The 23471-nt window shown below is 43.4% G+C and carries 13 protein-coding genes; 1 reads left to right on the forward strand and 12 read right to left on the reverse strand.

Annotated elements, in window-relative coordinates:
- Positions 1-25: 25 nt before the first annotated feature.
- From SJY28_RS01815 to pilM, 10 genes are all read right to left on the reverse strand, one after another.
- Positions 26-1447, reverse strand: coding sequence for a glutamate synthase subunit beta (locus tag SJY28_RS01815; protein ID WP_379543236.1), 1422 nt, complete (start codon positions 1445-1447; stop codon positions 26-28).
- A 231-nt stretch (positions 1448-1678) separates the two neighbouring features.
- Positions 1679-6142: a glutamate synthase large subunit gene (gene gltB, locus SJY28_RS01820; RefSeq protein WP_379543237.1), complete on the reverse strand. Its 4464-nt coding sequence runs from the start codon at positions 6140-6142 to the stop codon at positions 1679-1681.
- An 865-nt stretch (positions 6143-7007) separates the two neighbouring features.
- Positions 7008-8096 carry a hypothetical protein gene (locus tag SJY28_RS01825; protein ID WP_379543238.1) on the reverse strand — a complete coding sequence of 363 codons (1089 nt, stop codon included), beginning with the start codon at positions 8094-8096 and terminating at the stop codon, positions 7008-7010.
- A 130-nt stretch (positions 8097-8226) separates the two neighbouring features.
- Positions 8227-9348 carry a 3-dehydroquinate synthase gene (gene aroB / locus SJY28_RS01830; RefSeq protein WP_379543239.1) on the reverse strand — a complete coding sequence of 374 codons (1122 nt, stop codon included), beginning with the start codon at positions 9346-9348 and terminating at the stop codon, positions 8227-8229.
- 75 nt (positions 9349-9423) lie between these two features.
- Entirely contained in the window at positions 9424-9984 is a 561-nt protein-coding gene (gene aroK / locus SJY28_RS01835) for a shikimate kinase AroK (protein WP_102093188.1), read from the reverse strand.
- A gap of 203 nt (positions 9985-10187) precedes the next feature.
- Positions 10188-12542 (reverse strand): type IV pilus secretin PilQ, encoded by a 2355-nt coding sequence (pilQ, locus tag SJY28_RS01840; RefSeq protein ID WP_379543240.1) that lies wholly within the window; start codon positions 12540-12542, stop codon positions 10188-10190.
- Positions 12543-12569: 27 nt separating this feature from the next.
- Positions 12570-13103 (reverse strand): pilus assembly protein PilP, encoded by a 534-nt coding sequence (locus SJY28_RS01845; protein WP_379543241.1) that lies wholly within the window; start codon positions 13101-13103, stop codon positions 12570-12572.
- Complete coding sequence (locus tag SJY28_RS01850; RefSeq protein WP_379543242.1) at positions 13103-13822, reverse strand: type 4a pilus biogenesis protein PilO; 720 nt, start codon at positions 13820-13822, stop codon at positions 13103-13105. Before SJY28_RS01850 ends, SJY28_RS01845 begins: the two co-directional genes overlap by 1 nt.
- A complete protein-coding gene (locus SJY28_RS01855; RefSeq protein ID WP_296208229.1) occupies positions 13819-14478 on the reverse strand; it encodes a PilN domain-containing protein in 660 nt (219 codons plus the stop codon). Before SJY28_RS01855 ends, SJY28_RS01850 begins: the two co-directional genes overlap by 4 nt.
- On the reverse strand, positions 14478-15533 hold the full coding sequence (gene pilM, locus SJY28_RS01860; RefSeq protein WP_296208230.1) for a type IV pilus assembly protein PilM: 1056 nt from the start codon (positions 15531-15533) through the stop codon (positions 14478-14480). Before pilM ends, SJY28_RS01855 begins: the two co-directional genes overlap by 1 nt.
- Positions 15534-15726: 193 nt before the next feature.
- On the opposite strand from pilM, the gene SJY28_RS01865 reads away from it, so the two are divergent.
- Positions 15727-18363: a penicillin-binding protein 1A gene (locus SJY28_RS01865; protein WP_379543243.1), complete on the forward strand. Its 2637-nt coding sequence runs from the start codon at positions 15727-15729 to the stop codon at positions 18361-18363.
- Between the two features lie 158 nt (positions 18364-18521).
- On the opposite strand, the gene SJY28_RS01870 is transcribed toward SJY28_RS01865, so the two are convergent.
- Both SJY28_RS01870 and rpoC read right to left on the reverse strand, forming a co-directional pair.
- Complete coding sequence (locus SJY28_RS01870; protein ID WP_290178582.1) at positions 18522-19046, reverse strand: DUF6586 family protein; 525 nt, start codon at positions 19044-19046, stop codon at positions 18522-18524.
- Between the two features lie 166 nt (positions 19047-19212).
- On the reverse strand, positions 19213-23430 hold the full coding sequence (gene rpoC / locus SJY28_RS01875) for a DNA-directed RNA polymerase subunit beta' (protein ID WP_102090387.1): 4218 nt from the start codon (positions 23428-23430) through the stop codon (positions 19213-19215).
- Positions 23431-23471 lie beyond the last annotated feature (41 nt).

The raw sequence follows: 23471 nt of genomic DNA on the forward strand, positions 1-23471 counted from the left end.
AATAATAGTCTATTGCGCTAGCGTATTACACTTCTAGGTAGTCTAGAATACCTTCCGCAGCTTCGCGGCCTTCCCAAATCGCGGTCACAACCAAATCAGAACCACGCACCATATCGCCACCAGCGAAGATTTTAGGATTCTGAGTCTGGAATTTGAAGGTTTGCTTTTCGGCTGCTAGTACACGACCAGAGCTGTCCATCCCCACCTGCTGAGACTCAAACCAATCAGCAGGACTTGGTCTAAAACCAAAGGCCATGATGACTGCATCACATGGGATGATCTCTTCAGAATTAGGAATTGGCTCAGGGCGTTGACGACCACGGTTGTCTGGTGCACCTAGCTGAGTAGTAACGACTTTTACGCCGTTAACTTTACCGTTTAAGCCAATGATTTCGGTTGGCTGACGATTAAATAAGAACTCGACGCCTTCCTCGCGAGCATTGACCACTTCACGGCGTGAACCTGGCATGTTTTCTTCGTCACGGCGATAAGCACAAACTACTTTTTCGGCGCCTTGACGGATACTGGTACGGTTACAGTCCATTGCTGTATCGCCGCCACCAAGTACCACCACCTTTTTACCTTTAAAGTCGATGTACTCTTCAGCGTTTTTTTCCCAGTCATTGCAACGGTTCACGTTGGCAATCAGGTAATCTAACGCATCGTAGACGCCTGTCAGCTCTTCACCAGCGAAGCCGCCGCGCATATAGGTGTATGTACCCATACCCATAAAGACCGCATCATACTCAGCCAATAGCTCATCAATCGTGACGTCTGTACCAATCTCTGTCTCTAAACGGAATTCGATACCCATGTCTTCAAAGATCACACGACGATTGCGCATGACGTCTTTTTCCATTTTGAATTCAGGAATACCAAATGTCAGTAAGCCACCAATCTCAGGGCGCTTATCAAAGACGACTGGTTTGACACCATTTCTGACCAAAATATCCGCGCAACCCAGACCTGCTGGTCCCGCGCCAATGATAGCGACTTTTTTATCTGTCCAAACGACTTCAGACATATCTGGACGCCAGCCAAGTGCAAACGCAGTATCGTTGATATATTTTTCAACATTACCAATGGTCACTGCACCAAAACCATCATTTAACGTACAAGCGCCTTCACATAGACGATCTTGTGGGCAAACTCGTCCGCATACTTCAGGCAAGGTATTGGTACGGTGGCACAATTCAGCTGCCTGAAATATCTGACCTTCTGTCGCCAACTTTAGCCAGTTAGGAATATAGTTGTGTACTGGACATTTCCACTCGCAGTACGGGTTACCACACTCAAGACAGCGATGCGCTTGCTGAGCAACAGCTTCGTTTTCGAAAGGTTTATAAATTTCAACAAACTCTGTTGAACGCGTTGCAATGTCTTTTTTGGTTGGATCAAATCTCGGTACATCTAAAAACTGGAAGTTATTTTCTAAGCGTTTTGCCATGGTGCTATCTCTTTTATATAAGGCTCTTTTGCAGTGGGTGGCGACAGTCAACGATGTTTGGTTTGTCTAAAATTTAAGACATATATCGCTGCTGTCACGTACCTGCTGAAAACCTGTGAGTTAAAACGTCTCTAAAAACGGAACGCTGGCTAACCTGATTAAAGCGACTGCCGATCCATCAATACAATCCATCAATGCATTCCATTGATACGATAGGCAGTTACGTATCGGCTATTGTGGGTCGGCCATGGTAGTTTTAAGAAGGCTTGCAATGTTCGCCGCTTTTGGCTTCACCAAATAGAACTTACGAACATAGTGCTCAAAGTCGTTCAGAATTGTCTGACCCCATGCACTGCCTGTTTTATCTACATGAGCTTCAATCACTTGTTGCAAATGAATGCGATGCTCTTCTGTTTGCTCGCTTGAAATACGGTTTAGATCGATTAGCTCATGGTTGCAACGGTCAAAGAAGTCGCCTTCCATATCGAGTACATACGCAAAACCACCCGTCATACCAGCACCGAAGTTGAGTCCAGTACGGCCAAGAATCGTGACGATACCGCCCGTCATATATTCACAGCAATGGTCGCCTGTGCCTTCGATGACTGCATGTGCACCAGAGTTACGAACGCCAAAACGCTCACCTGCTGTACCAGCAGCATATAGCTTACCGCCAGTTGCACCATAGAGACAGGTATTACCAATGATGGCCGTTTCTTGTGCTACAAAGTTTGAGTCTTTCGGCGGATAAATCACAATTTCACCGCCTGCCATACCTTTACCCACATAGTCATTGGCGTCGCCTTCAAGCTCGATATTTAGGCCACCAGCATTCCATACACCCAGACTTTGTCCTGCCGTACCAGTTAGACGAAGCTTAATTGGCATATCGCTCATGCCAAGGTTGCCCCAGACTTGCGCAATCTCACCAGAAATACGAGCACCGATAGAACGGTCACAGTTACCAACGAAATAGCTATAGTCGCCGCCTGCCCCTTTACGAATATTCACAAGCATATCGCTAATCATCTGCTCAGCAAGCAAGCCTTTATCAAACGGCTCGTTACGCTCAACCTGACAAGTTTGGGCTTTGCCTACGCTGGCTGGGTGACTAAATAGCAATGGCGTTAAATCAAGATGACGCTGCTTGTCCGTATTACCTTCTAAGATATCGAGCAAGTCAGTACGACCGACCAGCTCTTCCATACTACGAACACCTAGCGCTGCCAACCACTCACGCGTTTCGGTTGCGACAAACTTAAAGAAGTTAATCAACATTTCTGCTTCGCCAATGAAATGCTCATCACGCAGCTTGGCTTTTTGAGTAGCAACACCTGTCGGGCAATTATTTAAATGACAGATACGAAGGTACTTACAACCAACTGCAATCATCGGCGTGGTACCAAAGCCAAAGCTCTCTGCACCCAAGATAGCAGCTTTTACTACATCCAGTCCTGTTTTTAGACCACCGTCAGTCTGGACACGTACCTTATCACGTAACCCATTCACTCGTAGAGACTGGTGAGTCTCAGCCAAACCTAGCTCCCATGGCGAGCCTGCATGATGGATAGACGATAACGGAGACGCTGCCGTACCACCGTCATAGCCCGAGATAGTAATCAGATCGGCATAGGCTTTTGCAACGCCTGTCGCGATCGTACCGACACCTGGACGTGAAACCAACTTAACCGATACCAGTGCATCTGGATTGACTTGCTTCAAATCAAAAATCAGCTGTGCCAAATCTTCGATAGAATAAATATCATGATGCGGCGGCGGTGAAATCAAAGTCACACCTGGCACTGAATAACGCAAACGTGCAATCAGCGCATTGACTTTACCACCAGGTAGCTGTCCACCTTCACCAGGCTTGGCACCTTGAGCTACTTTAATCTGCATGACTTCAGCGGAACGAAGGTAGGCAGGTGTGACCCCAAAACGACCAGAGGCAACTTGCTTGATCTTTGAGTTGCGCAATGTGCCATAACGCGCAGGATCTTCACCGCCTTCACCAGAATTTGAGCGACCACCGATGGTATTCATAGCCATCGCAATTGACTCATGCGCTTCAGGAGATAGCGCCCCTAATGACATGCCAGCTGAGTCAAAACGCGTCAAGATTTCAGAGATATCTTCCACTTCATTGACATCGATACTATTGTCAGTTTTCAGTTGCAATAAATCACGTAAGGTCGCAACCGGACGGCTATTAACTAGATCGGCATAATTACGGTAATTATCATAATCACCAGTACGCACCGCGGTATGCAGGCTGTTAATCACATCAGGGTTAAAGGCATGGTACTCTTTGTTGAAGACGAACTTAAGCAGACCGCCTTGATCTAGAGGGGCACGACGCTTAAACGCATTGGCAGCCAATTGTGCTTGATCAGCAGCAAGGTCTGCAAAGGTAGCGCCTTTGATACGACTTTGTACGCCTTTAAAGCATAAATTGACGACTTCTTCTGATAGGCCGACTGCTTCAAACAACTGCGCACCGCGATAAGAAACAATGGTAGAGATACCCATTTTTGACAAGATTTTTAGCAAACCTTTATCTAAGCCTTTGCGGAAATTAACACGGGCCTGAATCGGATCACCAAGTAGCTCACCAGTCGCGACCAAATCATCAATGACATCATATGCTAGATATGGATATACACAAGTTGCACCGAAGCCAATCAATACCGCTATTTGATGCGAGTCACGGGCAAGACCCGTCTCAATGATTAAGTTAGCATCAGTACGGATACCTTGCGCGATTAGATAATGATGCACAGCACCAGTAACCATAATGGCGTTAGCGGGTACTTTGTCTGCATCGATATCTTTATCAGACAAGACAATCAATGTATTACCTGAGCGAATGTTATCTGCCACTTGCTCACAAATAGCCACGATAGCATCAGATAACTCTAAAGTACGGTCATAGTTCAGATCAATGCGAGCCATCTTGAACGCTGGATCATCCAAGGTTTCAAGCTGCTGCATTTTGCTGGCTGACAATACTGGCGATGACAAAATAATACGATGCGCATCTCTCGCAGATGGCGCAAATACGTTAGTCTCAGCGCCTAAACAGGTCTGCAACGACATCACGATTGATTCACGCAATGGATCGATTGGCGGATTGGTCACCTGTGCAAACTGTTGGCGGAAGAAATCACCGACATGGCGAATTTGCTGCGACAGTACAGCCATTGGCGTATCGTCACCCATTGAGCCGACTGGTTCTTGACCATTTTCAGCATTAGGGCGAATGATTTCTGTACGCTCTTCATTAGTGATGTGATACATCTTTTGTAGTGCTTTGAGTTTATCACCTCGGCACGCTTGCGTCGCCAACGTTTCTTCTAGACGTTCATCATCACGGACACGCGTCGCTTCTTCACGCAACCATTTGCGATATGGATGCGCCGTTTTTAGTAAAGTTGCAATAGCTGTTGTATCTAGAATTTGACCAGTCAACGTATCAATGACCAGCATTTGACCAGGTCCAACGCGACCTTTGGCTAACACGTCTTGTGGCTCGTAATCCCAAACGCCCACTTCTGATGCAACAGTGATATAACCATTCTTAGTGGTTACCCAACGTGATGGGCGCAGACCATTTCTATCGAGCATACAGACCGCATAGCGTCCATCTTGAATGACTAGACCTGCTGGACCGTCCCACGCTTCCATATGCTGTGAGTAAAACTCATAAAACGCACGCAGATCCATATCCATGCTATCAACGTTCTGCCACGCTGGCGGTACCAAGATAGACATTGCATGGAACAGATTCATACCACCAGACATAAGCACTTCGAGCATATTATCTAAGCTAGATGAATCTGAACCGGTACTATTTACAAGTGGTGTCAGCTCATTCAAGTTAGGCAGTTTGTCTGATTTTAGCTTTGGCGTACGAGCTTTAGACCAGTTGCGGTTACCTGTAATGGTATTTAACTCACCATTGTGCGCAAGATAACGGAATGGCTGTGCCAATGGCCAGCGCGGCAAGGTATTGGTTGAGAAACGCTGATGGAAGACTACGATATGTGACGCCAAACGCTCATCTTGCAAATCCAAGAAAAACGCTGGTAAATCTGAAGGCATTACCAAGCCTTTATAAATAATGGTCTGACAACTCAATGAACAAACGTAAAATAGCTCATCATCCGTCAAACGCTGCTCTGCTTTTTTGCGTGCAACAAACAGCTTACGGTTGAAGTCGTCAGCAGCCAAGTCATCTGGCGCATTAACAAACACTTGCTTAAAGTCTGGCAATGTCTCACGACCAATCTCACCAACAATACTCAAGTCGAGTGGTACATCACGCCAGCCAGCCACTTCTAATCCTTGGGCTGTAATCTCATCGCTTAATACTTGTTGGCTATGCTCGGCTTTATCGCTATCTAAATTAACGAACACCATACCGACAGCAAAGTTGTCCGTAATGGAAAATTGCTGCTCGTCAGCAATCTGTTTAAAGAAATCGGTAGGCGTCGCTAATAGTAAGCCACAACCATCACCAGTTCTACCGTCAGCAGCAACACCGCCGCGATGTGTCATACAACTTAAACTATGAATGGCAGTTTTTACCAAATCATGGCTCGCTTCACCCTCAATATGGGCAATTAGGCCAAAACCGCAATTATCAGAAAAATCATCTGGCGTGGCCAGGTGTGTTTGTGAGGAAATCATTGACATAGCTTGTCCTTTTAAGTAGACGGGCAACTTACATTTCCAATGCGGAGTATAAGTTGGTACCCGTAAGCAGAACGGGCTGATAGTGGATATTCGTGTGTTCGAATTGGCAAATAGTGCAATGCTCGATAGACATCATACTCTAAGAGAAAGTAAAACCCTTGACCCTCCTGGTCATTAGCTGATGTCTTGACATGTGGTCCGTGTATCAAAAGATAGTAAGTAGCAGCCCTTGGCAACGGGAGAATCTACGCCCTTAAATGCCAGTTACTCAATCAGTGATATCTAATGCCATTCATTTAAGCATCATTTGTTATATTGTCATGTCTAGCATTTAGAGCTAAGCATACAATAACTTAATAACGGTGCACTTGTTTATCTTGAATATCTGACGCTCTGTATTCAAGCACTTTGTTTACCCTAAAAAGAGTGACAATAAGAGAGGTTGCGTCACTTACGATAACCTTATTATAGATAGTAAGTAACCGCGCTTGAGACAATAATATTTAGTAAAGAACTCTAAAAACTAAGAAAAAACCACTAAATAGTTGTTAAATAGACATTTTTTACGATAACTATACAGAACGTCGCCCACAGTTATATTAGTTAATGATTGTCGAAAAATCTAGTCTTTTCTATCGATTCATCAGCCATAAATTGTAAGAGGACTTATTACTATTGGTTATGAGACAAATAAAACTGCTATTAAAATTTTAATGCAAACTATATAAATGACATTTAGCAAAAGGCTTTGATAATATTTAGCAGTAGTAGCTTGCCGTTTATCATGACGATAAAACTATTTTGTATAGTGCTAAAAAAAACCCACTAACCAAATAGCTAGTGGGTTTAATTAATCAGGCAAAAATTAATTACTCTTGTCTTCTATTAGCGCTTTTATACTGTCGCTATTATTTTTGGGAGGATTAGCGTTAGCACTTTTGCCATTAGCATTTGAATTATTGTTTGTGCTACTAGGGGGTTTAGGCGTTGGCACGACTGGTGGCTTCTTACTAGTAGCGTTCTCCGCCGGTGCCGCAGGCTTTTTGTTTTCTGGCGCAGGCTTACTTGCGTTGTTTTCGTCTTTTGGCGATGATTCAGATATTGTCTGCGTCTCACCACCAACTGTACGCTCTTCGCTAACAGATAACGTGGCAGAGGTATCTACCGACTGACGAATACTCTCTTGAGTACTGCTACCATTAGCGCTTTCTTGGTTACCTCGATTACTGTTAGCACTAGCTGCTTGAGCAGCGGTATCATCAGCTTCTTCTTGCAAACGAGCAGGCACTTCGCGCTTGGTAGGTTTTAAGTCGACGGCACGTGTACGCTTTGTACTTAGATCTTTTACTGGATCAGGACGCTCATAATTATCAATGATACTAACATACCGATTAATCTCTTCTGGCAGTACACGTACATTCGTAGGTAGCTTAAAGTCTATTAACTTTGCTGCTCCTACCGCTTCTTGCGGGCTACTCATAATCCCATAAGTCAGCATATAACGGACTTGCTTTTCATCATCAAGATAACGGAAATAAGCAAATTTATCGCGATCTTGACGGCCTTCTAAGTAACTAACAATCACATCGTTTTCAGCGACATTCATTACTTGAACAGTCCACTTGCCTTTATTAGCTAGCAGATAACGCTTGTCTTTGAACTCATCAGGATAATCGCGCAAATCTCGAATCGTTGCATCAAAGTTAATCGGTTGTACATCCGTATCTAGCTCATGTAGCGATTCGACTTTTAGTGGTTGTTCAAACTCTTCATTCAAAATCTCTGGCGCTGATATCGGTGCATTCTCAATTTTGGCACCCATGGCTGGCGTTTGACTAAACATCCATACTAACGCTGTGACTACCCCTAGAAGCAAGGTCACTATTAGCCAAATCAGTGCTTGACGACTGTATGATTGGCTAGCAGTACGCGTTTTTGTTTTTGATGTTGCCATGAGGCGGTCCTTGGTAAAAACATGTTTTACAGCATGGTATAAATGCTTATTTAAACAGAGGTACAGCTAACCAGTTGGCTATAAGTACGAGATTTTAGTATAAATATATAAACGATAAATTCTTGAGACGTTACGCGCTATGTTTTGACAAAACTTCATGTAATAGTTCGCCGTCAAACTCATTAGTCATTACCGCATCGCCAATTGATTTTAACAAAATTAGGCGGATTTGTCCGTGTTTCACTTTTTTATCGTGGCCCATTAAATCTAAAGCAGTGTCTACATCGATAGCTGGTGGCGTAATAGGTAAGTTTGCCAATTCTAAAACACGCTTAATACGTACAACTTCATCATCAGTTAGCCAACCAATTTTTTGCGATAGCTCAGCTGCTTGTACCATACCAGCCGCCACTGCTTCGCCATGTAACCAATTACCATAGCCTTCATATGTTTCAATCACATGACCAAAAGTATGACCAAAGTTCAATAGCGCGCGCACACCTGACTCTCTTTCGTCTTGTGCCACTACATCGGCCTTGTACTGACAGCAGCGCTTTACAGCTTCACCGAGTACTGCCAAATCAAGCGCCATCATTGCAGACAAGTTTGCCTCAAGCCACGTTAAAAATGCCTCATCCATGATAAGGGCATATTTAATAATCTCAGCCACTCCAGCCGATAGCTCACGCGCAGGCAGTGTCTTAAGCGTACTCATATCGGCAAGCACCATTTGCGGCTGCCAAAAAGCACCAATCATATTTTTACCTTGCGGATGATTAATACCTGTTTTACCACCAACACTAGAATCTACTTGTGACAATAGTGTCGTTGGAATTTGAATAAAATTGACACCGCGCATAAAGCTAGCAGCAGCAAAGCCAGTCATATCACCGATTACACCACCTCCAAGAGCAATAAGTGTCACATCGCGATTGAAGTGTTCTGTCATCAGCGCATCATAAATCTGATCAATACTTGCCTGATTTTTGTATTGTTCACCATCTGGCAATACGCACACCTTTACCACAAACTGCCCTGCTAGCTCATCTTCTAATGCTTTTAAGTATAAAGGTGCCACAGTATCATTAGTGACAATCAAAACCTGAAGGCCACTGATATAAGGCATGATCTGCTTCGCCATACTGCTATGCTCAGTCGCAGATTGTTCAGTCGCAGATTGTTCAGTAATGACAATAGGATAATCATGACTTTGCGTATGAACTATTAGGCCATCATGAAACGGCATTACCATGTGATACTCCTAAAGCATTTTCGATGAGGTAAAAGTAATTGAGTCTGCATATCAATCGTAGTTGCCAGTCTATTACTAATCTTCTTGGTGCGCTGATGCGTCGGTAGTGCAATCGACGAATGATTCTAGCTGCTGCATCAATTGATTGACCATGTGGCGTGGGTACGTGTGACCAGTAGGCATAATAATATGGGCGACTTGGCGATAGAGTGGATCGCGAGCACTATACAAATCTTGCAATATTTTTCTAGGATTAGGCTGCTGCAATAATGGTCGAGACTTGTCCTTAGAGGTACGTGCCAGCTGCACCTCAACAGGTGCATTAAGATAAACGACGATGCCACGCTGTTTTAGGAACTCTCGGTTTTCAGCACACATGACTGCACCGCCACCGGTCGCTAATACGATTTGAGAGTTTTGGGTCAATTCATCAATGGCACGCGTTTCACGCTCACGGAAACCTGCCTCGCCTTCTTTGGCAAATATCCAAGCAATGTCGGCACCCGTCTGCGATTCAATATACCAATCGCTGTCTACAAAAGTGCGACCTAACTGCTTGGCAAGCAGTTTTCCGATTGTCGTCTTCCCTGCTCCCATCGGACCCACTAAAAACACCGACGGTAATTCCTGCCCCATAATACTTACTCAGCTAAATTAGGTATGATACAACGTCATTGTTATTCTGGCTAGTAATGAGCCGTGATTATTGTGAGTAAAATTTAGAGCACACTATTCATCGGTACCTACATAAATATTGCAACACGAAAACCACTAATTTCGCGCATAAAAAAAGCAAGCACTATGGCTTACTTTTTCAATGAAAGATTAAAAAAACTAAATCAGTTAATACGGCTAGTACCATCATTAATAAGCTTTGGAGTCACAAAGATAAGTAGCTCTTCTTTAGTGTTGTTTCGTACATCTTTACGGAAAGCACGACCGATATAAGGCAAATCACCTAAGAAAGGAACCTTCGTTACTTCGTTATTGGTACGGTTTTTGAAAACACCACCTAACACGACTGTTTGACCATCTTCAATAATGACGTTGGTGGAAATAGAATCCTGAGAAATTGCAACCTGACTATTAATAATAGTCGGAGTACCATTTGTGATTACCAACTTTAAACCAATTTTACCATCTGGCGTTATGTTTGGTGTAGCCTCTAAACTTAACGCAGCCTCTTTGAAGCTAGTCGTTGTTGCACCACTTGCTGAGGCTTCTTGATAAGCAATCTGAGTACCAGAAGAAACCTTCGCTGTCTGCTTATCCGCGGTCAGAATCTTTGGTGTAGAAATAACTTCACCACGGTTATCCGCCTGTAGCGCTGACAACTCAAGATCAAGCATTACATCAGACATACTGAGCAAACCAAAAGCGATACTGCCAGCTGGGTTAGAAACGCCTAAATCGACGTTTAAGTTATCAGGGCGACTAATATCATAAGAAGGATAAGAAACCGTTTGCCCATTGACCGTCGTTGTTTCTACATCGAAATCTTTTAAATCCCATAGGGTTTGATCGCTACCACCAACCAATAAACTACGGTTGTTGGCTGCACCGTTTGATAATATACCCCAACGTACACCAATTTCTTTACTAAAGGTATCAGACGCGCTAACGATACGTGCTTCAATCATAACTTGGCGAACAGGAATATCAATTTTACTGATTAATTTGTGGATATTTTCAATGCTGTCAGCCACATCCTTAATAATCAAAGTATTGGTGCGTTCATCAATCGTTACCGTACCACGATTAGATAATAACGTATTGTTATCGTCAGCACTGTTGGAGTTATTGCCGCTATTACTAGATGATCCACTGCCTTGAGAAATAAGAGTCAATACATCTTGTGCTTTCGCGTAGTTCAGACGAATATATTCATTGCGTAAAGGCGCATACGAATCAACAGCTTGCTGCGCTTCAAGCTCGCGAGCCTCTTGCTCAGCAAGTTCAGTAGAAGGCGCAACCAAAATCACATTACCATTTTCACGTTTACCAAGATTTTTACTTTTCAAAATAATATCAAGCGCTTGATCCCAAGGAACATTGATCAAACGCAAAGTGATGTTGCCGGCAACAGAATCACTCGCAACGATATTCATCTCAGTAAACTGTGCCAAAATATCTAAGACACTACGGATCTCAACATCTTGGAACTCCATCGATAAGGGTTCGCCACTATAGACTCTTTCTTCAAGCGTTGGCTCACGTAACAATTCAGGTTTCTTGATACTAATATTTAACTGGTTACCTGATTGATAAGCCTGATACTCGTAATCATCCGTCATATTGATGGTGACGACACCGTTTTGACCCTGATTCTTAGTATCAACACTATCAACAAGACCACTATTAATATTCAAACGACGTAATAAATTTCTCGGAACTGTGCTACCAGTCAAACGTATGACAAGCTTTTTACCTTGGCGCTGTACATCTACTGGGATGGCTTCGTTAGCAAGTACAACACTTACATTACCACCTCCATCATTACCTGCCGAAAAATTGACTGCACTTAGTCCGTCATAGCTATACTGTTTGCTTACCTGTGAAGCAGCGAGTTGCGGATTTAATAGTGGGTTTACTCTCACTACCATCGTATCAGCTGGCACTTCATTTTTTACTACTGCCTTGCTCGTAGTACGTACAGGTGCCACTGGTACAGTAGAGTTCTCAACAATAGGCGTAACGACTGCGGTCGTTGTCATACTATGATTGTTATTAAGTACATCTTGAATCGGGTCGCTGGTAATAACTGGACGATTAGGATCAGTAATTGTCAGTAATAAATCATTGCCTTCAATCGCTGTCGTATAATTTCCTGACTCTTTTAAACCGACAATGAGACGTGTGGTACTATCGCTACTTAGCGTAGTCACATCATTGATTGCACCGACGTTATATTCATTAAAACGACTGCTAAGTCCATTTTGCACTTGTTCGAAATCTAGCACCAAGCGACTAGGATCATCAAGCTGATAAGCTGCAGGCAATACTGGCAACCCTGTGAATCCCAAACGCATTTGAGTCACTGCAGGTGCAGTCTGTACTACAGAAACACTATCAATGCGCTGCGCAGCATAAGCACTATTAGTCACAGCCACCATACTGACTGCCAGTGCTGAAATAGCAAAAGCAGAAGAAACGCGGTTGCTCATCATCATTACCTTGTTATTGCGTACTGTCATTATTTATTCCTCAAAAAATCTGCCGACTTAGCTTATAGGGGATACCAGCGACTGGGGTTTTTCTACAAACCCTGCGCGGCTATCTGGCACAATTTCAATCAAGTTAATCTGGGTCGGCGTGATTTCAACAATACGGCCGTCGTTCATTCCAAGATAATCGCCTACTTTAACACTGGCAACTGAACCATCGGGACGTTGTACTAACGCATATCGCTGACCTTCAGGCGAAATTACTACACCTCGAAAAATCAGTTGCGACAGTTCGTAATGCTCAAGTGGTTCTTTTATTCTGTTAATATCAGGACGTACACCCTCAATAGAGGTTCTAGCCCCTTGCACACTGACCAAGCTTGGCGGTAAAAAAGGACTACGCTGAGAACTAGCGCTATAAACAAAATCCTCTACTAGTTCAGCTTTGGGTGGCGGCTCAATAGGCTGTGCAGGCTGATTGCGGATATCAGTCATTGACTGCTCTGCCATACCTATTCGATCACTACATCCAGCTATAGATAAAACCGTAAAACTCAGAGCCAACAGCATGGGCATTCTTTGAATATTCATTAGTTGCCTCCTGCATTTGCATCAGTAGGGACGGCTTCATCACTTTCAAGAGTCGCCTCTTTAGAGCGATAAGTCTTAGTTTGCAAGACTAAGTTAAGCTCTGGTAAAACATCCAAAGTAGGCTGCGGATTACTGACTTCAAAATCATGCATAGTGATAATTCGAGGAAGTGCGGCAAGACCACTAATAAAGCTGCCAAACTGATGATATTCACCTAACGCAGCAATACGTATTGGTTGCTCAATAAAGAATTCATTTTCAATCTCAGGCTCTACCGAAATATCTTGAAAACGGATATTACTACCAACGCCTGTCATGTTTATGCCTTCTACCAATTCTGACACACGAGTATCTTTTGGCAACTGATCTAATAGAGTATTAAACTCAGTTTCCATCTGAACCACTTGCGCCTGATAAGCTTTTAAATGACGAGCGCGCGACTCTTTTTCACGATAGCTATCAAGTAAGGTTCGTTGTTGAGCCTCAGCAGCATTAATTGCATCAATTTTGCTGCTAATCGGTAAGGCCCATGACAAAGCTGCGATAAAGATAATAATAAGGCCAATTACTGTCACTTTTACTGGTAATGGCCAACTGCCATAATTTTCTGAATCTAACGACTCAAAGCTACGGCGAAACTCATTTAAATCAAATTGCTTTTTTGGTTTTAAAGCAGATTTTTTGGTTTTAGTGAGGCTTTTTTTACGGATAAGCTTCATAACTCACCTCCAAGACTAGCACTAGTATCAGCGTCATCAGGGTTAGGTGTCTCTGACTGGACTTTAGTCGTCACTATAAACTGTACGTAACTGTCTTCAGGATACACAGGACGTGGCTGTTCACCTGTCTCAACTGTATTATTGAGAGCTGGTGCAGCTTGATAAGCGGTAATATTCTGTTGAATGTTACTTACTGCTGAGTTACCCATCCATTTGCTACTATCAAGGTTACGGATTAAGCTTGATACAATATTTGGATTATCTGCTAAACCTGTTAAAGTTAAGACATCGCCTTCACGTTTAAGGTTATTTAGATATAGCGCTGGTGGAATAGCTTTAGCAAGATCATCCCATAGGCGTACAGGGACAGGACGTCGACCTTGTAAATCTTGAATAACTTGCATGCGTGAAATAATATCGTCACGACGCTGTTCTAAACTATCAATTTCAGTCAACGCTGTGTCTAAGCGAGTGTTTTCTTGTTCGATCAAAGCGTTGGCATCAAGCTGTTCATCAAGCTCATTGTTAAAATAACTCCATGAAGCAAAGGCTGCCAATAAAGTTAGCAACGTAACTGCAACTACTAAAGTGATGAACTCTTTGTTGCGACGTTCACGTTCTTCTTGTCGCCAAGGTAAAAGGTTAATACGAGCCATTAGTCAAAGCTCCTCAACGCAAGACCGCATGCAGCCATTAAACTTGGAGCATCAATAGCCAATTGCTCATTATCAATATTTGGTGCAATAGTCATATTAGTAAATGGATTAGCAACACTGACAGTAACGCCTAGCTTTTGTTGTGCCATACCAGCAAGACCTGCAATGGAACTACTGCCCCCTGCGAGCACTACATGATCGATGCTGCTATATTGGCTTGATGAGAAGTAAAACTGTAGAGAGCGAGTGATTTGCTGAATAGTGTTTTCTATAAAGGGTGTCAAAACTTCAGGATAATAATCATCAGGCAATGTGCGCTCGCGCTTACTCAGCGTCGCCTCTTCTGCCGATAAGCCATAGCGGTTTTGTATGGCTTCTGTTAATTGAACACCTCCAAATAACTGTTCCCGACTATAGATAAACTCACCATTTTTGGCGATATATAAAGTAGTTTGATTATGACCTATGTCTATCAAAGCCACCAGTTCTGGTACATTTGGGAGACTATCCACCATCAATCCAAACGCACGCTCAATTGCATGCGATTCGATATCCATGACTTTTGTTTGCATCCCACCGAACGCTAAAGCATCTACACGTTGGTCAACATTTTCCGAGCGAGAAGCAGCAAGCAATACCTGAACCATATCTTCGCTGACCAAAGATGGTCCTAATACTTCAAAGTCTAAGTTGACATCTTCTAATGGATAAGGCACATATTGGTCAGCATCTAGACGTATCTGAGCCTCACGCTCAACATCGCTAAGTGCCATATCCATATCTATGATTTTAGTGATCACTGCAGACCCTGAGACCGCAGTTGCAGCACTACTACCCGATACCTGGCAACGTTTTGCCAGACTCGTTATAATGTTGCCAACTGCCTCCGTATCTGCTAGAAGCTTATCAATGACGACACCTTCTGGCAGCCTTTCAATACCATAAGATTTTAGGTGGAACATGCCTTGTTGGCGCTGTATGTCAACCAACTTTACTGAGGTGGCACAAATATCCACACCAATCAAATGTCGACTTTTCGAAGTAAATAGCCTCACAAACTCTATACCTTATATTAAGTGTACAATCTGATAGTTATTTGTAATAATTGAATACAATACTTTACTTAATTGATAGATTCAAGCATTTAAAAATATATTAAGGCTAACTTACACATTTATTATTACCTGCTCATTTTGTTCAAGGTATAATAATATTGTCTGCTACAAATTCTAACTAATAAGTCTTATTATGGCCAAGAAAAATGCTACCGCTCGTCTCATTCGTTTTTTAGTGGGACTCTTTATTGCTTGCCTAGCATTGGCAGTTGTTCTAGCACTTGCTGTACCTATTGGTTTTTATGGGATGGCCATGTATTTGTCACCAACCCTACCTAGTACGCAAGAAATTAAAACAGCCAAACTAGAAATGCCATTACAGATTTATAGTAGTGATGATAAATTAATCGGCCAATATGGCAATCGTTTATCGTTACCAGTTAGTTTTGATGAGATTCCTGAAGATTTAACTCATGCCTTTTTAGCAGCCGAAGATGCTTCTTTCTTTCAGCATAGCGGAATTAGTATTAAAGGTCTTGGTCGCGCTGTCACCGAAGCAGTCACTGATGACGATGGTCAAACCGGTGGCTCTACCATTACGATGCAGGTCGCTAAAAACTATTTTTTAAGTCCAGAACGTACTTTAAACCGCAAACTAACAGAGTTGTTTTTGGCGCGGAAGATCGAAGACGAACTGAACAAAAATGACATCTTGACACTATATGTCAATAAGATCTATCTGGGTGAAGGCGCCTATGGCATCCGCGCTGCGGCCAAAAAATATTATAGTAAGTCATTAGACAATCTAACTATTGCTGAAATGGCGATGTTAGCAGGTCTACCAAAAGCCCCTTCTAAGTATAACCCTGTTGCCAATCCTAGCCGCGCATTGACTCGCCGTAACTGGATTGTTGGACGCATGCATGAGCTTGGCTATATTACCAAAGCTCAGTACGATGAAGCGGTCAACTCTCCTATAGGTATCAACCTATATAAAGAAAAGCTCGATGTAAATATGCCTTATTTGGCAGAAATGACGCGAGCTTCTTTAGTCGAACGTTATGGCGATCAAGTCATGCACGGTGGGTGGCGCGTACGTCTCACAGTAGATAGTAAAGCACAAACAGATGCAGAAGCAGCAGTAGTAACAGGATTGATTGCCTATGAGCATCGCCATGGTTGGCGCGGGGCTGAAGCAAATGATGAGCCTCTCGAAAACTTCCGACGTTACAGCAATATGTCTCCTGCCAAGGTGACTAAAGTCAATTCTCGTAGTTTTGACGCAGTCCTACAATCTGGTGAAGAAGTGACCGTTAATTGGTCTGGTATGAAATGGGCACGTAAATATATTTCTGCTGACCGTATTGGTTATTACCCTAGCAATGCCAGTCAAGTTGTTAAGAAAAACGATATCGTTCGTGTGATACCTACTTCAAATGGGAACTGGCAATTAGGTCAAATACCTAAAATTCAAGGCAGTTTGGTCTCGTTGAATCCAGAGACTGGTGCTGTCAATGCATTGGTTGGTGGCTTTGATTTTAACCACAGTAAGTTCAACCGCGCTCTACAGGGCTGGCGTCAACCTGGCTCAACTATTAAGCCACTTGTTTATACCGCTGCTTTAGAGAAAGGTTATCGCCCAGATACTATCGTGTCTGACCGAGCTATCCAAGTAGGTGACTGGAAACCCAAAAACTCTGATGAACGTTTCTTAGGTGATATCACTTTACGTCGTGGTTTATATTTATCCCGTAACCTCGTATCTATTCGCTTGTTACAAGCTATCGGTATCTCAAGTACGCGCAACCTATTAGATGAATTCGGTCTTGATAAAGAGAAACTACCAACAACCTTGTCATTAGCACTTGGAGCCGGACAAGCCACACCTTTACAAATGGCTACGGCTTACTCAACTTTCGCGAATGGTGGTCATCGTGTCCAACCTTACTTTATTGAACAAATTTACAATTATAAAAACGAGCTGTTGTTTCAGGCAAATCCACGTCAAGCATGTGCACTATGCTTTAACGAAAAACTTGAAAAGGTTAATAGCAGCTTAGTTGAAGAGTATGAGAAGTCAATTGAAGCGCTTGATGATAGTACTAATGAAATAACTACCGATAATTCATCATTAGAAGGTAATGATGATAGTGAAACAACAGATAAAGAGCTTGATTTAACGGTATATAACGCAGGTCCACAATCAGACCGTCTAAAAGCGCCTGCCGTACAATATGTGAGAGCCAAACAAGCACCTCGTATACTGCAACCGAGAGTCGCTTTTGAGATGGCAGATATACTACGCGATGTAGTCCAACGCGGTACAGCGGTAAGAGCAAAAGCATTAGGACGTGATGATATCGGTGGCAAAACTGGTACCACCAATCAGGCCAAAGATGCGTGGTTTGCAGGATTTCATCCTACCAATGCGACAGTAGTATGGATGGGATTCGATCAACCATCTACTATGGGCCGCCGTGAATATGGTGGTGTGGCAGCGCTACCAGTATGGATGGACTTTATGAAAGCCCAGCTCAAAGACACTCCAAGCCAGTGGGTATCTATCAATAACCGCTCAAAATCCAGAAAGCAACAGCAAGACATCATAGAGATGACTGATGATGGCGTCCTAGTTAACGATGCCTCCAATAAATCAGCGAAACCAGTCAAGACTCAAACCCAGCAGCGTAAGCCTTCGGTTCCAGAGCCTACTGAAGATACCAGCACTCCACCATCAACGAAATCAAGCAGCAATCGTAGTGATGACAGCGTACCGGAGAATCCATTAACGGTGACACCCGTTGAAAGTATGCCACCGATGCCAGAGTGATAAACAAGACAATTCTCAATTAATAATAAAAGGCTTATTCAGTAATGACTGAATAAGCCTTTTTTATGCGCTGTAGACTATGATCTACCCTACTTAATCATCCTTTCAAATGGTTCAATAAATAGCGATCAAGAATAAATCTTCTGGTGAACTTCCTATTAGAACTCGACCATACCTGCACGCAGTTGTTCAATCAGCTCTAAAAGCTGATTGCGCCATTCCCGTATTGTGGTCTCATCAGGCAGCCATTGATTGGATAAAGTGACGACATTGACAATCAAGTCTGGCGACGCTGATTGGCTACTTGGTGCTTCATCGACGATAGTATCTGGCGGTACCGCATAAAGACAACGCTGATAAGCACGCTCTATATTGGCGATAAAACCTTGCTGTTGCAGTTGCTGCAAACGCTGAATCTCAGGAGATACTTGGGTACGCTCGCTTAGCGCTTGTTCAATATCGAGCAAAGTTGGCGCCGTCATATTTAGGCTATAGAAATGACCGAGCTCCTGAATGAATGCCAATAAAGCACCATGCAAGTGAAAAATAGCAGTCTCACAGTGTGCTTGGTATAACTGCTTATCATTGGTACTTCCTGCAGATTGGCAAGATAAACGACAAAAATATAACTTTTGATTGGTTCGATCTGCTTGATATTTGGCGACGCGAGTTTTACCTGCCATTTGCTAATTATCCTTTTATAAGTAGTGAATTAGAGCCTATTTCCAGTGTACTATTTTTTTAGATGATAGCACCATGCCTTTCTCAGTTTTTTATACGCACAAAAAAGCCAGCAACTTAGGCTGGCTTTTTTATCAAATTAAGAATGAATCAAAATACTTAATACGATTAATTATCTTGATTTAACTCTTGAGCAAATGCTTCGTCGAAGCTTGCAAAGTCTTTGCTATCAGTGCTTGCAGTCATATCAAACGCTGCATTCAAATCTTTATCTTGTAGCTTCTGATCTGCTTTTTCTTTACGTGCTTTATGATAAGCAAGACCAGTACCTGCAGGAATCAAGCGACCAACAACCACGTTTTCTTTCAGACCACGTAGCTCATCCACTTTACCAGTCACAGCAGCCGCAGTTAGTACACGGGTTGTTTCCTGGAAAGAGGCCGCTGAGATAAAGCTTTCAGTTGCTAGACTTGCTTTGGTGATACCTAGTAATTGACGCTCAAACTGTACTGGGAATTTATCTTCCGCTTCTAGCTTCGCATTCAATGCTTTGATATCTGCATACTCAACCTGATCACCTTTGAAGTGACTTGAGTCGCCGCCGTCAGTGATTTCAACTTTACGCAGCATCTGACGAATGATAACTTCGATGTGCTTGTCGTTGATTTTTACACCCTGCAAGCGATAAACGTCCTGTACTTCGTTGACGATGTAATCAGCAAGTGCAGTCTGACCCTTCAAACGCAAGATATCATGTGGGTTCTGTGGACCATCAGCGATCACTTCACCACGTGCTACCGTCTCGTTTTCAAAGACGTTGATTTGACGCCATTTCGGGATTAGCTCTTCATGTACTTCGCCATCTTCATTAGTAATAATGAAGCGGTTCTTACCTTTAGTCTCTTTACCAAAGCTTACCACACCAGTCATTTCTGCCATGATGGCGTGATCTTTTGGACGACGTGCTTCGAACAAGTCAGCAACACGTGGTAGACCACCGGTAATATCTTTCGTACCAGAAGACGCTTGTGGTACACGGCCTAGAATCGAACCTGCTGCTACTTTTTCACCATCGCTTACGCGGATGATAGTTTCAGCTGGTAAGAAGTAAACCACTTCTTTGCCTTCGTCAGTGTTCAAGATAATCGCAGGACGTAAGTCTTTTGCTGAGCTTGAACGGTCACGAGTAGCTAGAATCTCAAATGAGCTCATACCAGTCGCATCATCAACTTTTACTGTTGCAGTCATACCATCAGTGATGTCACTGAAGCGTGCTGTACCAGCAAATTCTGTAATGATTGGATGCGTATGCGGATCCCACTTAGCGATAGTTTGACCGCCTTCAACTTGCTCTTCGTCTTTCACAAGTACGCTTGAACCGTACGGTACTTTATAGCGCTCACGCTCACGGCCAAGCTCATCGGTCAATGCGATTTCGGCTGAACGCGATACGATGACTAAGTGACCATCGGTATGCTGTACTGTTTTCATGTTCTCAAAGTGCGCTTGACCAGCATTACGTACAGAGATGCTGTTGTCTACAGATGCTGAGCTCGCTGCCCCGCCCACGTGGAACGTACGCATGGTTAACTGAGTACCCGGCTCACCAATAGACTGAGCTGCCATAACACCGACTGATTCGCCGATATTCACTTTATGACCACGTGCAAGGTCACGACCATAACACTGTGAACATACGCCATGTTCGATATCACACGTAATTACTGAACGTACCCAGATATCATCGATTGCGTTGTTATCAAGGACGTTAACCCAGTACTCATCGATCAATGTACCAGCTGGAATCAATACTTTATCAGCATCATCGTTATAAGTAACGTCACGAGCAGTCACACGACCCAGTACTAGCTCACCTAGCTTCTCAATGATTTCACCACCTTGGATATGTGGTTTCATGAGTAGGCCTTCTTCAGTACCACAATCGTCGCTAGTGATAACCAAATCTTGTGCCACATCAACCAGACGACGAGTTAGGTAACCCGAGTTAGCCGTTTTCAGTGCCGTATCCGCTAGACCTTTACGTGCACCGTGAGTTGAGATGAAGTACTGTAGTACAGTCAAACCTTCACGGAAGTTAGCTTTAATCGGCGTCTCAATGATTGAGCCATCCGGCTTAGCCATCAAACCACGCATACCTGCCAACTGACGAATCTGTGCCGCACTACCACGAGCACCAGAATCTGACATGATAAAGATCGAGTTGAATGACTTCTGCTCGTCTTCTTCACCTTGTGCGTTGATAACTTTATCTGTTGCCAAGTTGTCCATCATCGCTTTAGCGACTTTGTCATTAGTACGTGACCAGATATCAACTACTTTATTATAGCGCTCACCAGCAGTTACGAAACCTTGCTCGAACTGATCTTCGATTTCGCGAACTTCGCCTTCTGCCACTTCGATGATTTGCTTTTTAAGTGGTGGAATGACCATGTCGTCGATACCGATAGACACACCAGATAGTGTTGCTTGAGCAAAACCAAGATACATCAATTGGTCAGCAAACATAACACTTTCTTTTACGCCAACTTTACGGTAGCAAGAGTTGATCAAACGAGAGATGTTTTTCTTCGTCATCTCTTGGTTACACTCATCAAACGTCATACCTTTAGGCATGATATTCCAGATAAGTAGACGACCAGCAACCGTATCTTTGATACTGATTTCTTTGGTCTCGTTACCTTCTTCATCAATTTGCGTCTCAGTAACACGCACTTTGATCTTGGCGTTTACATGTAGGTCGTTTGAACCAATTGCACGCAATGCTTCGTTAACGGTCGCAAAAATCATGCTCTCGCCTTTGGCATTGATAGACGAGCGACTGATGTAATATAGACCTAGTACAACATCCTGAGATGGTACGATGATCGGATCACCGTTCGCAGGTGACAAGATGTTGTTGGTAGACATCATCAAGGCACGTGATTCAAGCTGTGCTTCAAGCGTCAATGGCACGTGAACGGCCATTTGGTCACCATCGAAATCGGCGTTGAATGCAGTACAAACAAGCGGATGCAACTGGATTGCTTTACCTTCGATCAATACTGGCTCAAATGCCTGTAGACCCAAACGGTGAAGGGTTGGCGCACGGTTAAGAAGTACTGGATGCTCACGGATAACCATGGCCAGCATATCCCACACTTGTGGCTCTTCACGCTCTACCATCTTTTTGGCAGCTTTAATCGTAGTCGCCAAACCATGAGACAATAGTTTGTTATAAGTAAATGGCTTGAATAATTCTAGTGCCATTTTCTTAGGTAGGCCACACTGATGTAGACGTAGTGTTGGACCTACAACGATAACCGAACGACCAGAGTAATCGACACGCTTACCAAGTAAGTTCTGACGGAAACGACCTTGCTTACCTTTGATCATATCAGCCAAAGATTTCAATGGACGCTTGTTACTACCAGTGATGGCACGACCGCGACGACCGTTATCAAGCAACGCATCTACTGACTCTTGCAACATACGTTTTTCGTTACGTACGATGATATCAGGTGCGCTTAGCTCAAGCAGACGCTTAAGACGATTGTTACGGTTGATCACACGGCGATATAGATCGTTTAGATCTGACGTCGCAAAACGGCCACCTTCTAGCGGTACTAGAGGACGCAAATCTGGTGGTAGTACTGGCAAGATGTTCATTACCATCCACTCAGGCTTGTTATTAGAATCACGGAATGCTTCTAATAATTTGAGACGCTTAGACATCTTCTTAAGCTTAGTCTCAGAACCAGTTTGTGGAATCGCTTCGCGCAACTCATCAATTTCAAGATCGATATCGATGTCTTTTAATAGGTCTTGAACTGCTTCAGCACCCATCTTGGCAGTGAATTCATCGCCAAACTCTTCAAGTGCTTTGTAATAATCTTCGTCGTCAAGCAACTGATACTTCTCTAAAGAGGTCAGACCAGGCTCAGTCACGATATAGCTTTCAAAATATAGAACGCGCTCGATATCACGTAGCGTCATGTCTAACAATAGACCGATGCGGCTTGGTAATGATTTTAGGAACCAAATATGCGCAACTGGACTGGCTAGGTCGATATGACCCATGCGATCACGACGGACTTTCGCAGTGGTAACTTCGACACCACATTTTTCACAGATAACGCCTTGGAACTTACGGCGCTTATATTTACCACATAAACATTCGAAGTCTTTTACTGGGCCAAAGATTTTGGCACAAAAAAGACCATCACGCTCAGGCTTGAACGTGCGATAGTTGATGGTTTCAGGCTTTTTTACTTCGCCGTGCGACCATGACTTAATGACGTCAGGTGAGGCTAAAGTAATTTGAATGCTATCAAACTCTTGGTTACCGTTGCCGGTAGGGCTTTGCATGATATCGAGTAAATCTTTCAAGTTGCTTCTCCGTTATCTTTATAATCATCTGACAGCGTACC

Source organism: Psychrobacter sp. R86515 (genome assembly GCF_042466315.1).
Taxonomy (GTDB): domain Bacteria; phylum Pseudomonadota; class Gammaproteobacteria; order Pseudomonadales; family Moraxellaceae; genus Psychrobacter.